This is a genomic window from Leifsonia sp. McL0607 (genome assembly GCF_049993355.1).
In the GTDB taxonomy this organism is placed as follows: Bacteria; Actinomycetota; Actinomycetes; order Actinomycetales; family Microbacteriaceae; genus Leifsonia.
The window spans coordinates 1040287-1058606 of record NZ_CP188253.1 but is presented as its reverse complement, the minus strand read 5'-3'; the positions used below and the strand labels follow the sequence as shown (position 1 = coordinate 1058606).

Genomic DNA, 18320 nt, shown 5'->3' with positions numbered 1-18320 from the left:
GACGACGCCGATCGACCCCGGATGCGCTTCCGCCTCGCTGCTACGTTGCCGGGACCCAGCGCTGAAGGACCGGTCTCACCTTCGTGCTTCATCGATCGCGACGAGCAGCATTGGAACCCCCTCGATGACACACGGCACCACCCGCGTCTCTAGTACCACGCCCGATTCCCCGACCACTCGAAAAGTCCTCACCCCCCGCAACTCGATACTCGCCTGCGTCGCGGGTGCGGCGATCACGGCTCTCGCAGCCGGCGGTCTACCCGCACTCGCTGCGACGACTGCCACGACCTACACCGTCGGCTCGCAGCTGGTGTCGGACGCCTTCTCGCGCACGACGTCGAACGGCTGGGGCACGGCACCGGTCGGAGGCGCCTACACGATCAACAGCGCGTCGTCGTTCTCCACCGGGAGCGGGGTGGGCACGATGAGTCTCGGCACCCCTGGCGGGTCGTTGACCGCGTCGCTCCCCTCCGTCAAGGCCGCCGACGTGACCGCCTCGGCGACGATCGACATCCCGAAGATCCCGACGAGCGGTAACGGCGTCTACGCGGGCGTCCTTCTCCGTTCGGCTGGCGGCTCGTACTACCGGGCCAACATCCGTGTCGGCTCGAGCGATGTCCTGACCCTCACGATCGTCCGCGTGAACGGTGCGACCCAGACGACCGTCGGTTCGGAGATCGGCATCGTGAGCGGCCTCAAGGCAGGATCCGCCGTCCAGCTGCAGTTCCAGGCCACGGGGTCGAACCCGGTGCACCTGCAGGCTCGCGCCTGGGTCGCCGGCGCCGCCCAGCCCGGTTGGCAGCTCACCGCCGACGACTCGACTTCCGCGCGGCTGAGCAGCGCGGGCACCATCGCCGCCTGGTCGTACCTCTCCGGGGCGTCGGCCGCGGAGCCCGTTCAGTTCGACTCGCTCACGGCATCGGCGCTGACGGCCGTCACGGCGACGCCGGGGCCGATCATCTCGCCGACTCCGACGCCCACTCCGACGCCGACTCCGACACCGCCTGCGGTCCCGGCACCCGGCCCCGCACCGACCCCCGATCCGTCGATCGACACCAGTGGCACGCGTTTCACGTCCGGAGCCGCCCCGATCGGCAGCACCTCCTACGCCGTCCCCTCCGGGGCGATCGTCGTCTCCCCGTCCGGCTCGAACAGCGCGGCGGGCACCCTCATGGCGCCGTTTGCGACCGTGCAGCACGCGATCGATGCCGCCGCGAGCGGTGCGACGATCGTGCTCCGTCAGGGCAGCTACCACGAGTCGCTCACGGTCCCGTCGGGCAAGAAGCTGACCATCCAGTCGTATCCGAAAGAGGCGGTCTACCTCGAAGGCAGCTCGGTCGTCTCGAACTGGGCAGCGAGCGGAGCGGTTTGGAAGGCCACCGGCTGGAACCACGTGTTCGACTCCAGCCCAACCTTCACCCGTGGGGCGCCCGACGGGACCGCCTCCGGCTGGCAGTTCGTCAACCCCGCCTATCCGATGGCCGCCCACCCGGACCAGGTCTGGGTCGGTGGGGTCGCGCAGCACCAGGTGGCGAGCGCAGCGCAGGTCGTCGCAGGGACGTTCTTCTACGACACCTCGGCTCAGACTCTGGTGCTCGGCACGAATCCGTCGGGCAAGGAGGTGCGCGCCAGCGACCTCCAGAAGGCGATCGTGGTCGGCTCGGCCGGCTTCACGTTGAAGGGCGTCGGCGTGCGCCGCTACGCGCCGTCGGTGCCCGACATGGGAGCCGTGACGGACTATCAGGGCACGGGCACGTTCGAGAACGTCTCGTTCACCGACATGGCCACCACGGGCATCGCGCTCGGCGGTTCGGGTCACACGCTGCGCGATGTCTCGGTCGCCCGCAACGGCCTCCTCGGCGTGCAGACGAACAACTCGGACAACCTGACCCTCGACGGCGTTCTCGCCTCCGGCGACGATAGCGAGCACTTCAACAGCTCGCCGGTCTCCGGCGGTGTCAAGATCACGCGTTCCCGCGGGATCACCGTCGAGAACAGCGCGTTCGTGAACAACCTGTCGCACGGGATCTGGTTCGACGAGTCGGTGTACGGCATGACGATCGCGCACAACGACTCGCTGGGCAACGCGGGTAACGGCATCGTGCTCGAGATCTCGTCGACCGCAACCATCGCGGACAACGTGGTGTCGCGCAACGCCTCCGACGGGCTGAAGCTCGACGACATCAGCAATGCTCAGGTCTGGAACAACACGCTGACCGACAACGTCAAGCGCAACCTGGACATCACCCAGGATGCGCGCCGCGGGAACAACGCGAGCGACGCGGGGCACGACCCGAGGCAGGTCTTCCCCGACCCGACGATGACGTGGATCACCGGTCCGGACACGATCCGCAACAACATCATCTCGGGAGGCTCGGGCAACTGCCTGCTGTGCGTCGAGGACTACTCGCACACGTTCTCGGCCGCGCAGATGGGCATCGACCCGGATTACAACCTGTACCGCCGGCCCTCCACCAGCGCGCCGACGTGGTTCGCGGTCTGGTCGCGCGGTGTCGGCAACCCGGCCGTGTACAACACCCTCGCGGCGTTCACCGCGGCGACCGGCAAGGACGGGCACAGCACGCTCATCGACAACGCCACCGCGCAGTCGCCGGCACAGCTGGACGCCTCCGCACCGGGCAGCGCGACAGCACTCCCGGCCTCGATCGCATCGGTCGTCGGCCGGGCGACGGGGACCGTCCACCTGGGAGCCTGGTGATGCAGCGCTCCTGACCGCACTCTCAGTGCACTTCGACGCCGCCGGGCTTCTCCGCCCGGCGGCGTCCGAGGTCCCGGGTCACGTACCAGAGGTTCGGGATCACCTGGCAGAGGGCGACGCTGATGGCCGAGCCGATGATCGGGCCGCCAGCGCCGATGACTCCGATCAGCCACCACGAGAGCCCCAGGTTGAGCGGGACGCTGACGAGGATCGGCCAGACCTGGAACGTGAGCCCGCGCTTGTCGGTCATGTACATCCCGGCCGGGTACTTGGCGGCCTGCAGCGCCACGAACACGACGAATCCGCCGACCAGCCACGGGTCGAGCGCGAACCGGTCGCCCGCGATGAAGTGCGTCAGCAGCGGCGAGAGTGTGGCGAGCACCAGTCCGATGGCCAACCCGCCGCCAAGGAACCAGAGGGTCGGCTTCATCGGCGACTCGATCCGAGCCTCCGACCGGGCCTTGGCGTAGATCGGCCACATCGCCACGCCCGCGGCCGCGATCGTCTGCAGCACCAGCCCGAACAGCTGGGAGGCCAGGTTGTACTGCGCGAGCTCGTCGCCGTGCGTGAGGTGGCTGAGCAGCAGCCGGTCGGTCTGCATCGCGATCGGCAGGGCGACCATCTGCACCAGCATCGGCCAGGCGACCCCGATCGCGGGGACGCCCGGATAGCGCCGGGGGAACGGCACCTCCCGGATCGCCTTGCCCACCTGCGGCTTGATGAGTCGCGCGGCCATGATGAGGCAGATCAGGGAGGCCAGCGCGTTCGCGATGTACGAGAGCACGGCCAGGAAGCTCCCCGCGGGGGCCGACACCGCCACGAGCGTCGTGAGGCCCAGGAACATGGCCGGAGCGACCACCGCCTGGCTGGCCACCTGGGTGCTCGTGCGGCCGAGGCCGACCAGGATGCGGGAGCCGACGGTGAGCGGGAGCACGATCGCGAACGTGCTCAGACAGAGAAACGCTGCGAGGCTCCCGCCGTCGGGCATCAGGCCACCGCCGAGGATGGCCGGCCACCAGCCGAGCACGCTGATGACGACGCCGACGGCGATGATGACTGCGGCAGACAGCAGCAGGATGCGGAACGCCGTCACGATGGTGCGTCGCACGGTCCGGTCGGACGCCGGGGAGGCGGAGCCGGCGACCGCGTTGATGACGACGGCCGCGATCCCCAGGTCGGCGAACGGCAGCAGAGCGGGGAGGGCGGCGAGCAGGCCGTACTGGGCGTACGCCTCGGTTCCGAAATGCTGGATGATGACACGGCTGTTGACGATGCCGATGACGCCGGAGAGCCCCATCACGATGACCTTCATGACGGCTGTCGAGCCGACTTTGCGCACCATCCCCCCGCCCGAGGAGCTTGCGCGGGCGGCGCCGGGCCCGTTCGGGTCGGGCCCGGCGCGCCGCCCACGCGCAGGTCGCACGCGGAGGTGCGTCATGGGTGAACTCCGGCTTCCCGGAAGAGCGCGCGGCCGGCCGCGATGCGGCCGTCCACGTCCGGGAGGTCGGCGAGGATCTCGTCGGGCGAGCGTGGGTTCACGAGCGCGTCGACGACGCCGTCGGCGAGTCCGGCCGACAGGACGTCGGCAGGCAGCACCACGTGCCCGGCGTCGATCAGCCAGTCGGCGATGCCGGTCTCGCTCGTGGTGACGATCTCGCAGCCGTGCGCGAGGCCCTCGACGATCGGGAGGCCGACCTGCTCGCGCCAGGCGCCGACCCGGCGCGAGGGAAGCACGAGCACGTGCGCGCGCCGTAGCTCCTCGTGCACGACGGAGCGAGGTGGGTCCACGATCAAGCGGATGCTCGGGTCGGCCGCCGCTGCCGCTCTGGCCTCGGGGAGCAGCTCGCCCGCCCCGACGAGCGTCAGCCGCGCGCCAGGGTGGCGCGACACGATCGCAGGCCACGCTTCGAGCACGTCGGCGAAGCCTTTGCGTGGCGAGAACGAGCCGAGGAAGAGCACGCCGTCGGAGTCGCGCTCGACCGGGCCCTCGTTCGAGCCGTCGGTGGAGGCGTCGTCGCTGGCGCACGCGCAGGGGCTCGGCAGGGCCTCCACGGTGAGCTGGCGGCGGGGGGCGCGCCGGAAGGTCGTGTTGTAGAGGGCGTCGGCCTCCGAGGTGCCGTAGACGACGGTGTCGAGCCGGTGCCAGATGTAGCCGGCGAGCACCCGCTCGATCGAGCGCCGCACGCGGCTGCGCACGCGCGCTGGCCGGGCGGCGAACGGGTCGAGGTCTTCGATCGCGTAGGTGGCGACCTCGGCGCGCGGGGCGCCGCCGAGGCGCTTCATGCCGAGCACCGCGAGCACGGCGGCCGTGCGCGGAAGGGAGTCGAGGTACAGCGGCTCGTCGACCTCCACCCGGGTGATGCGGCTGCGCATCGCCAGGCGCGCGGCGGCGAGGGTGTCGGCCTGCGCCAGCTCGACCCCGTCGGTGAGGGAGGGGTCGAAGTCGTAGCGCTTGACGCGGTAGACGATGGCGGCCGGGGCGAGCTCGCGGGCGCGTTCGAGGTGCGCGCTGCGCACCTGCTCGTACAGGCGAACGTGCTGGTGGTGCAGGATGGGTGCTTCGCCGGCCACTGTCCACGCTCCACGTCGTGTCATCGCCGCGCAGGTCGGGCGCGGCCTCTGCTGTGCGATTCTAGGGATTCGCGACACGAATAACGAGGGATTCTCAAAAATCACCCGACAATGGGGGTGACGCTAGGGTGGGTCGCACAATGAGCCGACCCGAGCGCATCGTGGTGCAGCAGTCGTTCCCTCCACCGCGGCCGACGACCAACCCCTACATCGTCATGCTCCTCGACGCGCTGCTCGCGACCCCGGGGCTCGAAGTGCGGACCTTCAGCTGGAGGTCGGCACTGCTCGGGCGGTACGACGTCTTCCACGCGCACTGGCCGGAGATCCTCGTCGCCGGACACAGCCCGCTCAAGGCGCTGGTGCGACAGGGGCTCACCGTGCTGCTGCTGCTGAGGCTCGCGGTCACGCGCACGCCGATCGTGCGGTCGATGCACAACCTCCACCTGCCGCAAGGGATCTCACGCCGGGAGCGCGCGATCCTGCGCTGGTTCGACCGGCGCACTGCGCTGCGCATCGGGCTCAACCCCACCACGCTGTTCCCGCCGGGGGCGGCTCACGAGACGATCCTGCACGGCGACTACCGCGAGTGGTTCGCGGCCTACCCGCACCCCGGCCGCGAGGCCGGGCGCATCGGGTACTTCGGGCTGATCCGCCGGTACAAAGGGGTGGAGGAGCTGCTGGAGGTCTTCGCGGGCCTCCCCGGCGACGGCCTCCGCTTGACGGTCGCAGGCCGGCCGTCGAGCGAAGAGCTGGCGGAGTCGGTGCGCGCGCTGGCGGCCAGGGACCCGCGCATCGCCGTACGGCTGGCCTTCTTGGAGGACGCGGACATCGCGGACCTCGTCGGCCGGTCGCAGCTCATCGCCCTGCCCTACCGCGACATGCACAACTCCGGGGGCGTACTCGCTGCGCTGTCGCTCGACCGTCCGGTGCTGGTGCCGGGCAACGAGACGACGGAGGCACTGGCACGGGAGGTCGGCGAGCAGTGGGTGCTGCGCTACGACGAGCTGACGCCGGAGGTGCTGGGCGCGGCGATCGCGCGGGCCGAGGAGATCGCGGCGGACGACCGACCCGACCTGAGCGCCCGCAGCTGGGCGGACGCCGGGCGGCGCCATCTCGACGCCTACGCCCGAACCTTCACTCTCCGGAACCCGCGCCGCCCACCGGAGGGCGCGTAACTGCCCCTACCCCGCGGCGCCTCCCGCAACGCCTCCCGCGCCGCCCACCGGGGGCGCGTAACTGCCCCTACCCCGCGGTTTTAGGGGCCTTTGGGTGCCCCTCGATCGACGCGAGGAGGTGATGCCCCGCTTACATTTCAGTCGTAGCATGTTTAACGCTAGGCTTGCCCGCTGTGTATCGGGGGAATTCGGGTTCTGCGCGTTCAGCGCGCCTTCTGGCTGTGTTCATGACGACGATGGCGGCGGTCATCCTCCCGGCCTCGATGGCGGTAGCCGGGCCGGCTCACGCGCCCTGCTCGGCGACGCACGATGTGTCGTCGTGCGATGCGGACCGCGACACCATCCCGGACACGGTCGAGCGGGTCGTCTCCGGCTCGCCGACGGGGGCGACGGGACGCGAGGACTCCGACGGCGACGGCATCCCGGACTGGACCGAAGTGATGGCCTGCGGCACGATCCGCTGCGCGTCGCCTACCGCCGACTCGGCCGGCGACGGCATCCCGGACTTCGCACGCATCCTGACCTGCGGGTCGTCGACGTGCTACACCGACAACGCTGACACGAACTCCAACGGCGTCCCCCGGTGGGCGAGCGTCGTGATCTGCGGCACGACGGCGTGCGCGACCGGCCACGAAGACTACGACGCCGACGGAGTCTCCGATGCGGTCGAGCTCGCCGCGTGCGTGAAGCCGAGTGCGGATCTCGCATCCACAGGGCAGCAGCTGGCGATCGGCCTCCTGATCGCACTGAGCATCGCGCTGGTGCTGACGGGCGTCATGCTCTCGCGCAAGCGCGGCCTGTTCCGGGCGGCGCTCGAGTCGAGCGCGGCACTCTGATGCGCGCGACGATCAGGCGTCGCCGGCCGGCGACGCGGGGACTCGTCGCGTCCGTGGCGATCGTCGGGCTGGCCCTCACCGGGACGGTGACCCCCGCGGAGGCATCGCCGGCTCAGCAGGCGCGCCGCATCGCCGAGGCGACGTTGTCTGAGGTGCGCGCGGCCGCGTCGACACAGGATGCTCGGGTGCGTGCGGAGACCGAGACGCCGCGACCGAAGGCGGAGGGAACGGTCACGCCCGGGAAGTCGGCGACCGTGTCGGCGGGCGACCTGGGAGTCGAGGCGACGTTCTCGGGCAACAGGATCGACTCCGAACTGCGCGTGACGGTCGGTGCCGCTGCGCCGACGGCGCTTCGCGCAGCACGATCGGAGATGTCGGGACACGGGACGGTCGTCTCCGACCCCGTGGAGATCACGGCGACCGACGGCGACGGGGCGAACGTCACCCGGTTCCCCGCGAAGGCGGTCAACACCCGCGGAGGCGGCGACACAGGGCCGATCGTCTCCGATGTGGTCCCGGGTGTCGCACTGGCCCTCGAGCCCGACATGGCGCTGGTGGAGGCCAACGGTCTCGATCCTGCGACGTTGCGGGTCTACACGCGCGAGAACGCGGGCGAGCCGTGGACGGCCCTCCCTTCGTACTTCGACACCGACGCGGGCGTGGTGCGGGCGGAGTCGTCCCATCTGTCGCAGTTCGTGGTCATCGGCATCCCGTTCCCGATTCCGCCGGGCCCGGTCGTCGTGCTCGACCCCGACAACGACGAGGGGCACGCCACCACACCCGCGCCGCCCGTGACCGAGTTGCCGTTCAACATGGACCTCGCGACGCGCGTCCAGACTCTGCTGACCAACGACTGCCGGGCGACGGTGTTCCTCACCCGCGACGCCTCCAACCCGATGGTGTCGCGGTCGATGCGGGCCGGGATCGCGGCTTCGCACGACCCCGATGTCACACTCGGCGTCGCGTTCAACGCGAACGACGGGACGGCGTGGGGCGACCCGACGAACGGCGGTTCGCAGGTCTATTCCCGCGGCGGCGCGCTGGACGACGCGGTCTCCGGGGCTCTCGTCGGCGTTCTGCCCACGTACACGGGCCGGCCTGCGAAGAGTCTCGGCAACAACGGCACCTTCCCCGGCGACGAGTTCGCGGGTCTCCCGAACGCCTTCACACACCTGGAGGCGCTGTTCCTGGACCACAACTACGACCGGCCCGTGATCGACGGCGGAATGGCTCACATCGCCAACGGCGTACTGACCGGGCTCGGCCTCTACCTGCAGTCGCAGGGCTTCGACTGCTCCGATCCGGTGACGGGAGGCTGGCCGTCTCCGCCGACGCAGGCGGAGCTGCAGCGCTGGCGGGACCTGGGCCACCAGAACTACCTGACCTACGGCGGTGACCCGGTGGCGTTCTCGACCGGCAACCTCGTGGAGGACGAGAAGCTGTTCACACTCCCGGGCCGGGGCGGTCAGTCGACCGACATCACGTTGACCTACAACTCGCAGGATGGCCGTCTGACCCGGGTGGGCGCCGGCTGGTCGTTCGGGCTGGGCGCACGCGCCCAGCGGTTCAGCGACGGGAGCGTGCTGGTCGTCCGCGGGGACGGGGCGAGCTACGTGTTCGCCGCCGACGGGCACGGCGGGTTCACGGGGGAGGCCGGGCTGCACCAGACACTGGTCGAGTCCGGTGGCGGCGACCTCACCCTCAAGGCCGTCTCCGGCGAGTCCTGGACGTTCGCGGCCGGGGACATCGACGGGATCGGCGAGCTCGTCCGGCATCGGGACGCGTACGGCAACACCACCACGCTCGGCTACGGCCCGGCCGACCCGAAGGTGAACCAGTTCGTCCCGCTCACGTCGATCACCGACTCGGCAGGGCAGACCATCGAGGTGTCGTCGGACGCGCTCGGGCGGGTGACCGCGTTCACCCGCCCCGGCGGGGACCGTTGGACGCTGTCCTACGACGCCGCAGGCGACCTCACGACGATCACTCTGCCCGACGGTCGCACGAAATCGTTCACGTACGACGCATCCCACCAGCTGCTCACGGCGACCGATCCGACCGGTGCGGTGTACCTGAAGAACGAATACGACGGCGCGGGACGCGTCGCCAAGCAGTGGGACGCGGAGGGCAACCAGCGCACATTCGACTACGCGACCGCCGGCCAGACCACCTACACCGACAACCTCGGCCGTCAGAGCGTCTTCGCCTTCGACTCCCGCAACCGGATCACGAACGTCACGCATCCTGACGGAACCACAGCCGCGTTCACCTTCGACGATCAGAACAACGTCACGTCGTCCATCGACGAGAACGGCGCAGAGACCCGCTACGAGTACGACGCGGCCGGGAACCTCACAACGGAGTCGGCGCCAGGGGGCCGCATCACGCGCTACACCTACACCGCTGCCGGAGACGTCGCCACCAAGACCGACCGGGGCGGCGCGAAGGGCGCCGAGCGCACCTGGTCGTACGACTACGACGGCGCCGGCCGGCTCGTCGCGATCCACCAGCCCGACGGCACCACGGTCGGCCAGCGCTACGACGCCGCAGGAAACCTCGTCGCCTCCGTGCAGCCCTCCGGGGCCACGACGGCCTACGGCTACGACGCGGCGGGCAACCTGACCAGCCGCACCGACGCCCTCGGCCGCACCACGACCTTCGCCTACGACGGCGCCGGACGGATGGTCTCGCAGACCGACGCGAACGGGCGCACGACTTCCTACGCGTGGGACGCCGGCGACCGGCTCGTGACCGTGACCGACCCGGCCGGAGGCGCGACCTCCTACGGTTGGGAGTCGAACGACCACGTCGCGTCGATCACCGATCCCCACCGGAGCGGTCTCGGCCTTCTCGTGGGACGCCATGTTCCATCTGACCCGCAGCACGAGCCCCACGGGCGGCGTGACGGAGTACGGCTACACGGCGGAGGACGCCCTCGCGTCCCAGAAGGACCCGCTCGGCAACACGACGAGTCACCGTGTGGACGACAGGGATCGCGTGATCGCCACGACCGATCCGAACGCCGGCGTGTGGAGATCCGCCTACGACGCCGTCGGCAACCTCCGGAGCACCACGTCGCCGTCCGGCGGCACGACCGCGTACCGGTACGACAGTCGCGGCAACCTCGTGAAGGAGACGGACCCGACCGGGGCCTCCACCACCTACGCCTACGACGACGTGGACCGGCTCGTGAAGCGCACCGACGCGGATGGCGTGGTGACGACGTACGCCTACGACCTCCTCGATCGGATCGTGCGCGTCACCGATGGCCTCGGAAAGCACACCGACCTCGCCTACGACGTCGACGGCAACCTCACATCGGTGACGGACCGAACCGGCGCCGTGACGGCGTACCGGTACGACACCGCCGGCCAGGTGATCGCGGTGACGTCGCCGCTGGGAGCCAGGACCTCCTACGGCTACGACGCGGCCGGCAACGTGACCAGCGTGACGGACCCACTCGGTCGCACCACGGAATACGCGTACACGACGCTCGATCTGGTGTCGGCGGTGATCGACGCCTCCGGGGCGACGACCTCCTACGCGTACGATGCGAACGGTCGCCAGCTGTCGGTCACCGACGCGAACGGCCACACGACGGCGTACGCCTACGACGCCAACGGCGACCAAACTTCGCTGACCGACCCGACCGGTGCTGTGACCCGGTACGGCTGGGACGCTGCACGCAACCAGACCGCGCTGACCGACCCCGAGGGCCACCTCACCCGTTATCGCTACGACCCGGCCGGACAGCTGGCCGGCGTCATCGAGAACGTGACGAAGTCGGGCGAGCAGGGCCCTGACGCGAATACGGCGTCGACGTTCACGTACGACGAGGACGGCGTCCTCGCGTCGGTCACGGACCCCAACGGCAACGTCACGAGGTACGCCGCGGACGCGGCGGGCCGGCCGACCGCCGAGACCAACGCGGTCGGCAGCACCACGCGCACCGAGTACACCGCGGCCGGCCGCGTGGCGGCGGTGATCAACGGCGCCGGCGCGACCACCCGCTACGGCTACGACAAGCGCGGCGACCTCGTCCGTCAGAATCAGGCCGGTGCTGTCGCGTCCTACGAGTACGACGCCGAGCAGCGGTTGATCGCCATGACCGATCCCACCGGCGTCTCCGGCTGGATCTACGACCGGGACGGGCGCGCGACGACGCAGATCGACCAGCGCGGCGGGCGTCTCAGCGCCGAATTCGACGGGGCGGGCCAGCGGACGTCCTTGAGCCTCCCGACGGGGGAGAAGCTCGGCTACACCTACGACAAGAGCGGCCGGGTCACGTCGCAGACCTGGCCGTGGGGCGACCTGGGCTACCGGTGGGATGCCGCCGGCAACCTGACCGAGCTGTCCCGCTCGACCGGCGTGGCGACCTCGTACTCGTATGACGCCGCCGATCGGGTGACCCGGATCCTGCACGAGACGCCGGAGCCGGTCGCGCCCGCAGTGGCATCGGCCACGCCGACGCCGGTGCCGTTCGGCGCGGCGGACGTGGCCAAGGCCTGCACGACGGTCGCCGGTTACCTGAGCGCGCGCACGGCGCCGGCTGCGGGTGAGAGCGACCTCTGCAAGCACTCGAACACGTACCTCCACGACCGCAGCCTCCCCGTGCCGGCGAACCCGGTGGAGGACGGCGGTTCGCTCGCCTACGCGTATGCTTACGACAAGGACGGCAACGTCACGAAGGCGACCCGGACTGTTTTCGGTGCGGAGGGCTCTGGGTCGAAGCCGGTGGTCCGGTCGGTCGGGTACGGCTACGACGGTCTGGACCGGCTGGTGTCGTCGATGTCGTCGATGGGCGAGAAGAACACGTACGCCTACGATGCGGTGGGCAACCGCACGGGCTGGTCGCGCTCGGGCGCGCAGGACGGGGACTTCACGCAGTCGGCGTCGTTCAGCGACGCGAACCAGCTGTTGCGTTCGGAGACCTCCGGCGCGGGTCGTGGTGTCGCCGACGGGGTGGCGTCGTACTCGTACGATGCCGCGGGGATGCGCGCCTCCCAGTCGATCGGCGGTGTCGGCACGTCGTACCGGTACGACCCGTCGGGCCGCACCGCACAGGTGTCCCGTGACGGTCGCTCGACGTCGTACGCGTATGACGGGTTGGGTCGTCAGGCGGCGGTGACCGATCAGACTCGGTACGGTACCGAGACGACCTCGAACACGTTCGACGGGTCCACGGTGGTGCAGCGGTCGGATGATTTGCACGGCACGGCGAGTCTGGTGCGGGATGCGGCGGGCAACTTGGCGGCGCATGTGGCGTCGTCGGGGGAGGCGACGTGGGATCTGCTGGATCGTCTCGGTTCGACCGTGGCCGGCGCCACCGGAGCGTCGATCGCCCAGTTAGCGTCGTACGACGATTGGGGCACGGCGGTCTTCGAGTCGGAGGCGTGGTCGGCGCCGGAGGGTTTCACGGGTGAGCTTACGGATCCGACCTCTGGTCTGAACGCCTACGCGGCGCGCTCCTACGATCCCGCGGCGGCTACGTGGACAGCTGCCGACCCGTGGAAGGGGCTGCTGTCGTCGCCGAAGTCGATGTCGCGGTATATGTACGTGCACTCCAACCCCGCCACATTCATCGATGTCGGCGGAAACCGCATCGGCGACCCGTCGGCGTACAACACGAGCGACCCACTTCATGCCTACGAAATGCGTCAAGTGGACAACGCCACCAATCAGTGGGTGGCTGATAACCGGGCTAAGACCTTTGGGTACGACGCTCCACCACAGCCGAAAGCGGTCGCACCCAATTGGGAGAGCGATCTTGCCTGGCGTCATGCCCTGTATGAGTCATATTGGCCGGAGGGCGTCAGTTGCGATTCCGAAGTCAAAGTCGGATACACCGAAAAGCAGCTCGCCATCAACACCGTCTGCGCGAGGGCGCTCGAACTGGCCAGCATGTCATCCCAGCCGAAATGGATTCGCGACCTGTACCTCGGCATTCAATCTGTGGCTGATTCAGTGCGGCCGCTTGCGGCCATCGGGGTTGTCTTTGTCGGCGGTGCAGCTGGGCTGCCGAGGCGGGGACTAGCCTCAGGAGAAGCGGTCTCGCTCGGCCACTACCCGGCATATACCACACTCGGGGACACCGTCGGCGCCAAACTCTTCACTGTGCCTCTTGACAAATGGAACGCCATGACTCGTGCAGAGCAGTGGGCGATGAACCGCCAGTTCTTGGACGGTGTGATTGCAGGAGGTGACGAGATTCTCTTGGCAACGCCCTATGCCGAGGCGCGCGCTGGCAGCTTCTTTGAAATGGAGCTGACGTATCTTGAATCAAAGGGATACAACGTGTCAGTTGATGGACGACGGATGGTCCTAAAGTGAACGCTCTCATGCATCCGGTCCAACAGTTTCAGAGCTTCCTCGTCGCGCGAGGATTTCGCGTTGAAAAGGAGCACCTGGATGGTTCCTTCAACGGATTTCTGACTATCCGAGATGAACTCATCGTTGTTGCCCTCGTCATGGATCATGGCGAATGGCATGTAGATGTCGGCCGTGACGACGCTCTTGTACGGTGCGTGGATTGGGCACGTGCCCTGGGTGACACTACGGCAACAGAACCGTTGGTGGCTTCTGCGGAGGTCCAGTTCTATCAAAAGAATTGGGACGTGATCGTGGGGATCGTGCGAGATACGCGGCGCTTCGGCCTGTTGCCTTCTCGTCCGTTCGGCATCGCCACGGATCGCCTCCGGGCGTTCATCGACGACTTCAAACGACGGCCTGGCAAGCACGATTGATCTGCCCTTGTAGGTCGCGCCGCTTCGGCAGGTGTATGAGGGACAGCTCCCGACCCGTGGGAAGGGCTCCTTTACGTCACCAAAGTCGATGTCGCGGGACTCTTATGTGCACTCGAGCCCGCCACGTTCACCGAGTCGGCGGAAACCGCCTCGGCGACCCGCCGGCGTACAACACGAGCACGACTGTGATTCCCGGGGGCGGCCAGATCATCGGCAAGGCGCTCAGTAAGAGAGTTGACGAATGGGTGACTGAAGCGATCTCTCAAGCGTCGAAAGCTTTCGGTGCCTCTGGTGACGCATTCGGAGTAGCGAAGGGATGGGGATAGGCCGGTGAAGACGGAGTGGGTGCGTCGTGAGTTATTGCCGGGGCCGACGGTCAATCAATGGGGTGGCTACGCATTGATGAGTTGTGCGATCGGCCTCGTAGGGATGGGGGGAGCATTGGTTTGCGCTGTAACTACCGTTGCAGCATCGCAGCAATGGGACCCGCTCACTATCACGTTTCTGGTGCTCTTCCTTATGGGGTTCATTGGGGGCTGGGTCTGCAACAAAGTCGGCGACCATAAGGGGAAGGCAGAGATTCGAGCCGGGTACACCACATCTGCGCAAGGCAACAACGAGGTAGTGCGCCTGCATTCGCCTACGGGCGTCGTAATGCGGGAGGCGGGGCAGCCGAACTTGACGAAGCCGCAGTGGGAGGCGGCGATGGCTCGGGTCCGGGCATACGAAGCATCGATTGGAAAGTAGGGAGTCGAGGTGGACGGAGCAAGCCAAATCGTGGTGGCGGCATTCGGCCAATGTCGCGAGACAAGAAGTCCGAGCATCACGAGACGCGTCCTGGCGGCGCCCAACTTGAGCGAGGAACCAAGCATGCAGGTCGGAGCGATGATCGCGGGCACTGTGGTCTTGGCTTGGGGTGCAGTATGCGTTGCGATTCCGCACCGGCTCCCTCTGCGAGATGGGCGCCGGTGGAAGCTTCCGGGAAGTCAGCGACGTCGACTGCCGTCAAGGGAAATTCGGATCTACGGTTGCGCAGGGATCGTCTTCGGTCTTGTCGCTTTGATCGGTGGCGCGGTTGGCGCCTTCCCTGCACGGTGAGCACCCTTCGGCTGGAAACGGCGCCGCCGCGACCACCGGCGCGGCGCGATCCTAGGAAGGGACTCGTGGAGGAGCGAACACGATGACATCTGCTTCCGGTTGGTTCCCCGATCCGGACAACCTCTCGCGGGAGCGATGGTGGGACGGGGCGGCGTGGACCGTTTCGACTCGGCCGCGCGCTGCGGCGCAGTCACAGTCCCGCTCGGGCATCGCTCGGCGCGGATTCGTTCTCGGAATCGTCGCGACCGCGCTCGCGGCCGCGACGATGCTGAGCGCGTTTCTCGGGTCGACGGGCGCTGAGCCGAACATGGGCCTGACTGTATCCGTGTTCGTCCTGATGCCCGCGGCGACGGTCACCGGTGTCATCGGGATCGTGCTCAGCACCATCGGGCGGGCGCGCGCCGTCGGAACGGAAGAGCGACGAGTCGCGGCCTCGGGATTGGCTTTGTCGATCGTGGGCGCGTGCGCGATTCTGCTCCTCCTGCTCGGAGTCTTCGCATCCGTGCTACTCGTGAGCGTCTGAGCCAGATGCTGAACCCAAGCAACGTTCGCCCTTGGGCGCTTCTGGCCGCGATGGTGCTCCTGGCTATCTCGGCGGCCTTCCATCTGATTTCGACCGCCGTGACAGCGTTCGCCACACCCTGGCCAGTGATTCTGCAGGGTTCCCCCCGTGAATTAGGGCCTCACCTGCATGGGCATCGTTCTGGGCGCTGGCGTCAGCGTCGGCGCATTCATCGCGGTACCGATCGCCGCGGCCTTTGATGCAGCCGCAGCGCGACGGCGTTCGGTCACATTCGCGATCGTGCACTCGAGCGCTGCTGGCATCGCCCTGCTCGTCGGCAACTGGATTGCAGCAGGGTCCGCGCTCTTCGGTGCGATTATGACCGTTCTGCTAGTCGGGAGGTCGTCGCGGGCGTATTCGCAGCGGTTCAGCGGGTGCGCGGCCGGCGATCGTCCACTGTTGCGTATGTGCTACGGGGGGCCTCTGGGACTCCACAACTTAGGGTTCCGACGGCGGCGGCGCTGCCGGCCGCCGCCACCTCAACGCCTACGCCCGCGCCCGCACCCTCCAAACCCTCCAAACCTCCCGCCGAGCGCAGCAAGGCCCGCCGAAGGGCACGTAAACGTCCCTACCCCGCGGTTTTAGGGGCGTTTGGGTGCCCCTCGGCGGTCGCCGGGCGCGCGTACTCCTGGATGACGCGGCCTGTAGCGGCAGCGATCATGCCGGCCCCGCGGTAGGCGGCCCGCGCGCCGCGCGCCTGGTGCACCTCCGACCGCGTCACGACCCCGAGTGCGCAACGCAGCACGCCGCCGACGACCCGTGCCGCGCCGCCGACGACCGACCCGACACGCGCAAGCGCCGCGCGGCCGGGCCCGTCCGCCAGCCGGATGCTCACCACCGCCGCCGAGTTGCCGTGGCTCAGCGCTCGCCGCAGCACCCACCGGCGGGTGATCCGGGAGGCCGGCACCAGGTCGGTCACCACCGACTCCGCGCACCAGACCAGCTGGTAGCCGCGCGCGGCGAGTTGGCTGGTGAACAGGGTGTCCTCGCCGCCGCTCAAGCCGAGGTCGAGGGCGAAGCGGAGCCCGCTCTCCCGCACCTGCTCGACGTCCAGCAGCACGTTGTTCGAAGCCGACACCCCGAGCGCAGTTCCGGTCGGCCAGGTGCGGCGCACGAAGAACCGTCCGGCCAGGATCCACGACGAGGGCGGCACTTCGTACTCGGGGTCGACCCAGCCCTGGACGAGCGCGGCACCGGTGTCGTTCTGCACCCGCACGAGCTCGCCCAGCCAGCCGGGATGCGGTCGTTCGTCGTCGTCGATGAACGCGAGCAGCTGCGAACCGGCGGCCTCGTCGAGGGCCCGGTTGCGCGCTGCCGCGATGCCGGGCTGCCGCTCGTGCGCGTAGCGGATCACGACCAGAGGGTCGGCTGCCGCTGCCGCGCTCGCCGCCTCCTGCACCCCGGCTTGAGCGCTCCCATCCGGGTCGTTGTCCACGACCACGATGTCGGTCCGCGTCGCGCCACTCGCATCCACGTCGCGCGCCTGCGCGACGAGCAGCGGGAGGAGCGCCTGCAGCTTCTCCGGGCGGCGGAACGTCGGCACAGCGATGGTGACGTGGACGCGGTGCTCGGCCATGGAGGGTCCTCACGGGGTTCGGTGGGTCTCCATGCTCACACAGGTATAGGCTTCACGCCAGCGTGGCGAGCGGGAGGAGACTCGATGGCGGGGGCCGGCGGCGGGGAGGGGCGCGGGCGGTTCGCCGGGCTCGCCGTCGTGGTCGTCGGCTACGGGTCGTCCGGCCTTCTGAGTGCCAACCTCGCGCCGCTGACCCGCACGCTCCCCGGAGCGATCACCGTGGTGGTCGACAACCGCACGACCGACGACGAGCGCGACCGGATGCGGGCGCTCGCCGCTGACCAGGGCTGGCTGCTGGTGGAGCCCGACAGCAACCTCGGCTTCGGGCCGGGGATGAACGTCGGCGCCGCCGTCGCGCTGGAGGCCGGCGCCGACGCGCTTCTGCTGCTCAACCCGGATGCCACCATCGCGCCGGACGAGGTCGCGACGCTGCTCGCCGTCGTGCGGGCCGACGCGGACGCGCTCGTCGCGCCGCGCATCCTGCGCCCCGACGGCAGTGTCTGGTTCGACGGCTCCGACCTCCACCTCGGCGACGGCCGGATCTCGGCCACCCGCAAGCGCGGCGAACTCGGTGTACGTGACGCCGAGCTCTGGCTGAGCGGCGCTTGCCTGATGCTCTCGGCCGAACTGTGGCAGCGGGTCGGCGGGTTCGGCGATGGCTACTTCCTCTATTGGGAGGACGTGGAGCTGTCGTACCGGGCGCGGCGGGCAGGCGCACGCGTTCTCGTGGTGCCGGAGGCGACTGCGGTGCACGCGGAGGGCGGCACCCAGGGCGCGGGACATGAACGGAGCGGCGAGGCGAAGTCCGAGATGTACTACTACTTCAACATCCGCAACCGGCTGGTGTTCGCCGCGCGCAACCTCGACTCCTCGAGCGTGCGGCGCTGGCGCCGCGCGAGCGTCCCGATCGCCTACGAGGTGCTGCTTCAGGGGGGTCGACGGCAGTTCCTGCGGCCGGTGGCGCCGTTGCGCGCCGCGTTCCGCGGGGTGCGCGACGGCCTGCGGGCGTCGCGCACGTCGCTTTCCTGAGCCCCACCCTT

11 protein-coding genes are annotated in these 18320 nt (G+C 69.1%); 8 read left to right on the top strand and 3 right to left on the bottom strand.

What is annotated here, in order from left to right:
* Positions 1-124: 124 nt before the first annotated feature.
* Positions 125-2719, top strand: coding sequence for a right-handed parallel beta-helix repeat-containing protein (locus tag ACPPVW_RS05105; RefSeq protein ID WP_426625442.1), 2595 nt, complete (start codon positions 125-127; stop codon positions 2717-2719).
* A 22-nt stretch (positions 2720-2741) separates the two neighbouring features.
* On the opposite strand, the gene ACPPVW_RS05100 is transcribed toward ACPPVW_RS05105, so the two are convergent.
* Both ACPPVW_RS05100 and ACPPVW_RS05095 read right to left on the bottom strand, forming a co-directional pair.
* A complete protein-coding gene (locus tag ACPPVW_RS05100) occupies positions 2742-4157 on the bottom strand; it encodes a lipopolysaccharide biosynthesis protein (protein WP_426625441.1) in 1416 nt (471 codons plus the stop codon).
* Entirely contained in the window at positions 4154-5290 is a 1137-nt protein-coding gene (locus tag ACPPVW_RS05095; RefSeq protein WP_426625440.1) for a glycosyltransferase family 4 protein, read from the bottom strand. The genes ACPPVW_RS05100 and ACPPVW_RS05095 overlap by 4 nt, the downstream gene beginning before the upstream one ends.
* A gap of 140 nt (positions 5291-5430) precedes the next feature.
* Between ACPPVW_RS05095 and ACPPVW_RS05090 the strand changes: the two genes are divergently transcribed.
* From ACPPVW_RS05090 to ACPPVW_RS05065, 6 genes are all read left to right on the top strand, one after another.
* Positions 5431-6465 carry a glycosyl transferase gene (locus ACPPVW_RS05090; protein WP_426625439.1) on the top strand — a complete coding sequence of 345 codons (1035 nt, stop codon included), beginning with the start codon at positions 5431-5433 and terminating at the stop codon, positions 6463-6465.
* 227 nt (positions 6466-6692) lie between these two features.
* Positions 6693-7301, top strand: coding sequence for a hypothetical protein (locus ACPPVW_RS05085; RefSeq protein ID WP_426625438.1), 609 nt, complete (start codon positions 6693-6695; stop codon positions 7299-7301).
* The gene (locus ACPPVW_RS05080; RefSeq protein WP_426625437.1) at positions 7301-11104 is read left to right on the top strand and encodes a DUF6531 domain-containing protein; all 3804 of its coding nucleotides are present in this window, start codon (positions 7301-7303) and stop codon (positions 11102-11104) included. The genes ACPPVW_RS05085 and ACPPVW_RS05080 overlap by 1 nt, the downstream gene beginning before the upstream one ends.
* A gap of 301 nt (positions 11105-11405) precedes the next feature.
* Entirely contained in the window at positions 11406-13631 is a 2226-nt protein-coding gene (locus ACPPVW_RS05075; RefSeq protein WP_426626249.1) for an RHS repeat domain-containing protein, read from the top strand.
* On the top strand, positions 13628-14044 hold the full coding sequence (locus ACPPVW_RS05070; RefSeq protein WP_426625436.1) for a hypothetical protein: 417 nt from the start codon (positions 13628-13630) through the stop codon (positions 14042-14044). Before ACPPVW_RS05075 ends, ACPPVW_RS05070 begins: the two co-directional genes overlap by 4 nt.
* Before the next feature lie 1180 nt (positions 14045-15224).
* Entirely contained in the window at positions 15225-15665 is a 441-nt protein-coding gene (locus tag ACPPVW_RS05065; RefSeq protein WP_426625435.1) for a DUF2510 domain-containing protein, read from the top strand.
* Between the two features lie 607 nt (positions 15666-16272).
* On the opposite strand, the gene ACPPVW_RS05060 is transcribed toward ACPPVW_RS05065, so the two are convergent.
* Positions 16273-17280: a glycosyltransferase family 2 protein gene (locus ACPPVW_RS05060; RefSeq protein ID WP_426625434.1), complete on the bottom strand. Its 1008-nt coding sequence runs from the start codon at positions 17278-17280 to the stop codon at positions 16273-16275.
* A gap of 84 nt (positions 17281-17364) precedes the next feature.
* Here ACPPVW_RS05060 and ACPPVW_RS05055 point away from each other — a divergent pair, with 84 nt between their 5' ends.
* The gene (locus ACPPVW_RS05055) at positions 17365-18309 is read left to right on the top strand and encodes a glycosyltransferase family 2 protein (RefSeq protein WP_426625433.1); all 945 of its coding nucleotides are present in this window, start codon (positions 17365-17367) and stop codon (positions 18307-18309) included.
* The last annotated feature ends 11 nt before the right edge of the window (positions 18310-18320 follow it).

Excerpts from the sequence above, each read along its gene's own strand:
- ACPPVW_RS05065 (WP_426625435.1), top strand. The coding sequence starts at position 15,225 with ATGACATCTGCTTCCGGTTGGTTCCCCGATCCGGACAACCTCTCGCGG.
- ACPPVW_RS05085 (WP_426625438.1), top strand. The coding sequence starts at position 6,693 with ATGACGACGATGGCGGCGGTCATCCTCCCGGCCTCGATGGCGGTAGCC.
- ACPPVW_RS05080 (WP_426625437.1), top strand. The coding sequence starts at position 7,301 with ATGCGCGCGACGATCAGGCGTCGCCGGCCGGCGACGCGGGGACTCGTC.
- ACPPVW_RS05075 (WP_426626249.1), top strand. The coding sequence starts at position 11,406 with ATGACCGATCCCACCGGCGTCTCCGGCTGGATCTACGACCGGGACGGG.
- ACPPVW_RS05105 (WP_426625442.1), top strand. The coding sequence starts at position 125 with ATGACACACGGCACCACCCGCGTCTCTAGTACCACGCCCGATTCCCCG.
- ACPPVW_RS05055 (WP_426625433.1), top strand. The coding sequence starts at position 17,365 with ATGGCGGGGGCCGGCGGCGGGGAGGGGCGCGGGCGGTTCGCCGGGCTC.
- ACPPVW_RS05060 (WP_426625434.1), bottom strand. The coding sequence starts at position 17,280 with ATGGCCGAGCACCGCGTCCACGTCACCATCGCTGTGCCGACGTTCCGC.
- ACPPVW_RS05100 (WP_426625441.1), bottom strand. The coding sequence starts at position 4,157 with ATGACGCACCTCCGCGTGCGACCTGCGCGTGGGCGGCGCGCCGGGCCC.
- ACPPVW_RS05090 (WP_426625439.1), top strand. The coding sequence starts at position 5,431 with ATGAGCCGACCCGAGCGCATCGTGGTGCAGCAGTCGTTCCCTCCACCG.